5 protein-coding genes are annotated in these 6,000 nt (G+C 63.4%); all 5 read right to left on the minus strand.

Going from position 1 to position 6,000, the window contains the following annotated elements; all coding sequences use genetic code 11:
• Nucleotides 1–146 precede the first annotated feature (146 nt).
• The gene (ftsZ, locus tag RMO18_RS08410; protein ID WP_309665203.1) at nucleotides 147–1,775 is read right to left on the minus strand and encodes a cell division protein FtsZ; all 1,629 of its coding nucleotides are present in this window, start codon (nucleotides 1,773–1,775) and stop codon (nucleotides 147–149) included.
• Nucleotides 1,776–1,982: 207 nt separating this feature from the next.
• Entirely contained in the window at nucleotides 1,983–3,317 is a 1,335-nt protein-coding gene (gene ftsA, locus RMO18_RS08415) for a cell division protein FtsA (protein WP_309665205.1), read from the minus strand.
• A complete protein-coding gene (locus RMO18_RS08420) occupies nucleotides 3,314–4,228 on the minus strand; it encodes a cell division protein FtsQ/DivIB (RefSeq protein ID WP_309665207.1) in 915 nt (304 codons plus the stop codon). The genes ftsA and RMO18_RS08420 overlap by 4 nt, the downstream gene beginning before the upstream one ends.
• Complete coding sequence (locus RMO18_RS08425) at nucleotides 4,216–5,136, minus strand: D-alanine--D-alanine ligase (protein WP_309665209.1); 921 nt, start codon at nucleotides 5,134–5,136, stop codon at nucleotides 4,216–4,218. Before RMO18_RS08425 ends, RMO18_RS08420 begins: the two co-directional genes overlap by 13 nt.
• 60 nt (nucleotides 5,137–5,196) lie before the next feature.
• The coding region (gene murB / locus RMO18_RS08430) for a UDP-N-acetylmuramate dehydrogenase (RefSeq protein WP_309665211.1) at nucleotides 5,197–6,000 on the minus strand (804 nt) is incomplete at its 5' end.

Genomic DNA, 6,000 nt, shown 5'->3' on the forward strand with positions numbered 1-6,000 from the left:
GCTACCCGTAAACGGCCAGGCCACGAAGCTCAACTCACGCTTTGCAACGGTATGTGACAAGCTGCGAATTCCGCTCAACGCATTGATAGAAATCAGAAAAGGCCCGGAAGTCCGGGCCTTTTCCTTTATGCTTCTGCGTTCGGCTATCAGTTTGCCTGACGGCGCAGGAACGCGGGGATCTCGATCCGCTCCTGATCTGCGCTCAATTCCTGCTCATCGTCGTAGGCGGTCACCGGCGGCTGCTGGCGGCTGGCTTGCGGCATCTGGCGGTCTGCCGGGGTTTCCATGTGACCGGCCATCCGGTTGATCAGCGAACCGATTCCGAAGCGTGGCTTTTGCCCAACTGCAGCGGGCTGTAGTTGCGCGGCGCGTGGAGCAACCGGTGCGCCGCTTGGGCGGGGCGTGCTGGCGGCAGGTGCACGGCTGACGGCGGCTTGCAGCCGGGCCAGCGCTTCGGCTGAAGGCTGCCCAGCGGGGCGCGGACGGGGTGCCACGAAATCTGCGGCGTCCGCCTCGATCGAAGCCGGGGTCGGCCGTAGCGCCGGCGTTGGGGTCACCGCCTGTGGGCGATAGACCGGCGGTGGCAGATCATCGGTAACGCTGGCATCGCCTTCTTCGATTGACGCCGTTGTCGCATCAAACAGATCTGTACTTTCCGCCATCGCGACCTCTGGCTGCAGCTCTTCTGCAACCTGCACTGGGGCCGGCTGCGGTGCTGGGCGGCGCACTTCGTTCTGTGCGTTCTGCAGCGTCAGCGGTGTTGCCATCGAACGGCGGGTGACCGGCGGCTCGGCACGGCTGGCCGCGGTGGCGTCGATCCCGGTGGCGACGACGGATACGCGCAGGCGTCCTTCCATCGAGGTGTCCAGCGTGGAACCAACGATGATGTTCGCATCGGGGTCCACCTTTTCGCGGATGATGTTGGCCGCTTCGTCCAGCTCGAACAGGGTCAGGTCGTGGCCGCCGGTGATGTTGATCAACACACCCTTGGCGCCATGCAACGAGATTTCGTCAAGCAGCGGGTTGGCAATCGCCTTTTCCGCAGCCTGAATGGCGCGGTCATCGCCCGTTGCTTCGCCAGTGCCCATCATCGCCTTGCCCATTTCGTCCATCACGGCGCGGACATCGGCAAAGTCGAGGTTGATCAGGCCGGGGCGCACCATCAGATCGGTGACACCTTTCACGCCCTGATACAGCACGTCGTCGGCCATCGCGAAGGCTTCGGTGAATGTGGTGCGTTCGTTGGCCAGCCGGAACAGATTCTGGTTCGGAATGATGATCAGTGTGTCGACCACCTTCTGCAGCGCCTCGATACCCTCTTCGGCCTGACGCATGCGTTTTGCGCCTTCGAACTGGAAGGGTTTGGTCACCACACCGACCGTCAGCACGCCCAACTCACGCGCGGCCTGCGCGATGATCGGGGCAGCGCCAGTGCCCGTACCGCCACCCATTCCGGCGGTGATGAAGCACATGTGCGCCCCGGCAAGATGATCCACGATCTCTTCGATGGTTTCCTCGGCGGCGGCGGCACCGACGGTTGGCCGCGCCCCCGCGCCCAGACCTTCGGTTACCTTGACGCCAATCTGGATGCGCGCATGGGCGCGGCTTTGTTGCAGCGCCTGCGCGTCGGTGTTGGCCACAACAAACTCGACCCCCTCAAGGTTCTTGTCGATCATGTTGTTGACGGCGTTGCCGCCTGCCCCGCCTACACCGAAGACGGTGATCCGCGGCTTCAGCTCTTCACGCTCATTGGTCATCGTCAGATTGAGTGCCATGGGTTTTGCCTGTCCGTTTTTTATATGACGCCGTCTTTTGTTTTTCGGTGGTCAACAGCGCCTGTCCGAACGCCTGTTCACCGACTTATCCACGATTCTATCCACAAGGAGGCCCTAGGTCACGAGAAAAAGTCGAGGCAGGGTCAAAATATAGGGGTTTGTTGCCTGAAAAGGACGGTATCTCGCAAACATATCTGAATATGGTATTCACCAGTTGTCCCTGAACCATTTGACGGCCCGCCGGATCGACCGCGCCGGATAGCGCTCTGCAGGAATCTCGAAGTCCCACCACTCATCCTGCGGGTGCGCTGCAAACAGGCACAGCCCCACTGCGCTGGCGAAAGCAGCGCCGGTTGCCGCTTGTGGCAGGCCCTGCACGCGCAGCGGCCGCCCCAGTCGGACGCGCTGACCCAGGATGCGCGATGCCAGGCCGTCCAGCCCGGGGATCAGGCTGGAGCCGCCGGTCAGCACGATCTGCTGGCTTGGCAAATGGTCAAATCCCGCCACATCCAGCCGTGCGCGCACCTCTTCCAGAATCTCTTCGACGCGCGGGCGCATGATCCCGATCAGTTCGGTCCGGCTGATCTGCCGGCGATCCTTTTCCCAGTCGCCGCTGTCGCCGCCGATGTCGATCATCTCGCGGTCGTCCATGCCGGTGGCGTAAAGCCCGCCATGCCGGGTCTTGATCTGCTCGGCCGTAGCAACCGGGATTTGCAGACCCTTGGAGATGTCGGAGGTGATGTGGTCACCCCCCATCCGCACAGAGTCGGCATAGATCATGTGGCGCTTCATGAAGACCGAAAGCCCCGTCGCGCCGCCCCCCATATCGATGCAGGCCGAACCGAGTTCCTGTTCGTCTTCAACCAGCGACGATATCCCCGAAACATAGGCCGATGAGGCAATCCCAGCCAGTTCAAGATCGCACCGCTTGATGCAGTAAAGCAGGTTCTGCACCACGTCGCCGTCCACCGACAGAAGATGCATGTCACAGGTCAGCCGGTTGCCGATCTGCCCGCGCGGATCGCCAAGGCCGGACCGGTGGTCAAGCGCGAAGTTGACCGGCTGGGCGTGCAGCACCTCGCGCCCCTGCCCGATGTCGGGCACATCGCAGGCGGCCAGTACGCGGGCCACGTCTTGTTCGGTCACCACGCTGTCTTGCAGATCCAGCTCTCCCGCCAGACCATAGCTGCGCGGTTCGGCCCCGGCAAAGCAGGCGATGACGTGATCGACGCGCACGTTGGCCATCTTTTGCGCCGCCTGAACGGCGGTGCGGATCGCCCGCTCCGTCTCGTTCATCACCGAGATTTCGCCAAAACGCACACCACGCGACCGGGTGGTCGCGGCGCCGATCACGCGGAACTGGCTTTGCCCGGCCATCGGCCCGACACCATCCTGTTCGCGCAGCTTGTCCGGCCCGTCAAACCGCAGGATCAGACAGGCGATTTTCGAAGTCCCCACATCGAGGATCGCAATCACCCCGCGCTGCATTGCAGCCCGGCGCATGTTCCGCATCGCACGCTGAGTGGTGTACAGGTCGGTCACAGTTCGCTCTCCACGGTTTCAATGCCCTGTGCGCGGCGCAGTTCACCCAAGGCATAGGGCGTCAGGCGCAGCACCGGGCGGTGGTCGTTACGAAGATCAACAGCAAGCAGGTCTCGGTTCAGAATGTCCTGCACATGGTCCAGCGCGAGCAGGCGTTCCAACGCGCTGATCGGGTTCTTTTGCGGCAGAAGGATGCGCTGATCACGGTCCAGCACGATGTCCCAGCGCCGCTCTCCCATCCGCACAAGCCCACGAATCCGGGGGGCAAGCGGGCCTGCAGCGGCCACAAGTTCCAGCGCTTCGGTCGTGGCCTTGTCGGCGCCGGTGCCCGCGATGACCGGCAGGTCTGGCCGGTCGGTGCGCGCGACAAGGCCCGCCACGCGGTGGCCGCTTTCGTCAACAAGGGTCAACCCGTCCTCGGTGCGCCAGACTGCAACCGGCACGCGTTCAGTGATCACAACCTGCAACACACCGCCGGAACGCACCCGCAACTCGGCCTGCTTCACCGCATCCAGTGCCTCGATCCGCAGACGCGCTGCATCAAGATCAATGTCAAACGACGACATTGGCAGCGCGATACCCAGCTTGACCCGCACCGCCACAGCAAGATCAGGCGACGCGCCCTCGACCGAGGCGAGCGATACCCGGAATTCCGGGCGGTCTTCGAACTTGTCGCGCAGGTCGGTCACGGCGGCAACTATGGCCGCGCGGTTGGCTTCGTTTGCAAAGTAGACCGCCATCGCACCCACGACCAAAAGCGTCGGCAAACCGGTGCGGATCATCGTCCGCAGGTACGGCGTCAGCATCACCCGTTGCATCCGGTACGCCCAGCGGCTTGGCGCCGGATCGCGGCGGGTGACGTTGCGGCTGATCGGTTGGCTGTCGTGCCGGCGGGCGGTCAACGGTTGCATGATGCATCCTCCACCATCCATGCGCACAGATCGGGAAAGCTGATCCCCAGATGTGCGGCCTGCTCGGGGGCAAGCGATGTTGGCGTCATGCCGGGCTGGGTGTTGGTTTCCAGCAGGATCAGACCGGCCAGACCCCGCGCCTCATCCCAGCGAAAATCGGTGCGGCTGACACCACGGCAGCCCAGGGCACGATGCGCGCGCAAGGCGTAATCCATGCAGGCGGCGGTAATCGCTTCGGGCAGCGCAGCGGGCAGCACATGGCGCGACCCGCCTACCGTGTACTTGGCGTCGTAGTCGTACCACCCGTCCGTAAGGATGTCGGTCACGCAAAGCGCGCGGTCGCCCATCACCGTGGTCGTCAACTCACGTCCCGGCGCATAGCTTTCGACCATCACCGTGGCGGGCATGGTGGCCGCCAAACGCGGCGCATTTGACCCTTCGCGCACGATGTAGACGCCCACGGATGAGCCTTCGTTGTTCGGCTTCACCACATAGGGCGGCGGCAGGACATGACCCGCCTCGACCGCCTCCTTCGTGACAATCACGCTTTCGACGACAGGCAGACCGGCTGCCGCATAGATTTCCTTGGTCTTGGCCTTGTCCATCGCAACAGCCGAGGCAAGCACCCCGGAATGCGTGTACGGAATGCCCAGCCATTCCAGAATTCCCTGCACGCAGCCATCCTCGCCCCAGCGGCCATGCAGGGCGTTGAAGGCAACGTCGGGTTTGATGTCAGCCAGACGCGACGGCAAATCGCGGTCGCAATCGACCTCGATCACCTGATATCCCGCCGCCCGGAGTGCCTTGGCGCATTCGCGCCCTGAGACAAGAGAGACCTCCCGCTCTGCGGAAAATCCACCCATCAACACCGCCACCCTGAGGGGCATCCTGCTCGATGCGCCCGCCATCTTCTGCCTCATCCGAGCCTTTGGCGGCCCGTGATCTTGTTGTTCACGCGGCCAGACCCCCTAGGGATCGCCTACCCGCATGATTTCCCACTCTAGCGTGATACCGCTCTGTTGGAAAACCTTTTTTCGCACTTCTTCACCCAGACTTTCCAGATCGGCAGCAGTCGCGCCCCCTGTGTTGATCAGAAAGTTCGAATGCATCGGCGACATCTGCGCCCCGCCCTTTTTGGCACCCCGCATTCCGGCCTCGTCGATCACCTTCCAGGCCTTCAATTCGTGCGTGTCATCCGCAGCACCGGTGGAAGACCGGCCCAACGGATTGCGAAACGTGGACCCTGCTGACCGCTCCTTGGTGGGCTGGCTTGCGTCCCGCCTTGCGATCTGGTCGGTCATCCGGGCGTCCAGTGCCGCAGGGTCGCCGCGCACGGCGCGGAAGCTGGCCGAAACGATCACCGCGCCCTCCGGCACGTCAGACTGGCGATAACGCAGGTTCAGCGCGCTGGCGGCAAGCTCCGTCACCTGCCCGTCGCGTCCGACCACCCGCACCGATACCAGATGATCGGCCACATAAGACCCATAGCATCCCGCGTTCATCCGCACCGCACCGCCAACGGACCCCGGAATGGTGCGCAGAAACGTCAGGTCCAACCCGGCCTCCGCCGCTTTGCGCGCCACATGCGCATCCAGCACCGCCGCACCAGCGATGACCGTATCATCCCGGATCTCTATCGTGTTGAACCCCCGACCCAGCCGGATCACCACAGCCCTGAGGCCACCATCCCGCACGATAAGGTTGGACCCGACGCCGATCGGAAACACCTTAACCGTAGGGTCAACCGCGGCCAGAAAGCTGCGAAGATCATC

The organism is Tabrizicola sp. (assembly GCF_031377265.1).
Lineage (GTDB): Bacteria > Pseudomonadota > Alphaproteobacteria > Rhodobacterales > Rhodobacteraceae > JAUYQR01.

Bases quoted from the DNA above. Each gene is read 5' to 3' on its own strand.
- ftsZ (WP_309665203.1), bottom strand. From the start codon at position 1,775: ATGGCACTCAATCTGACGATGACCAATGAGCGTGAAGAGCTGAAGCCG.
- RMO18_RS08420 (WP_309665207.1), bottom strand. From the start codon at position 4,228: ATGCAACCGTTGACCGCCCGCCGGCACGACAGCCAACCGATCAGCCGC.
- RMO18_RS08425 (WP_309665209.1), bottom strand. From the start codon at position 5,136: ATGGCGGGCGCATCGAGCAGGATGCCCCTCAGGGTGGCGGTGTTGATG.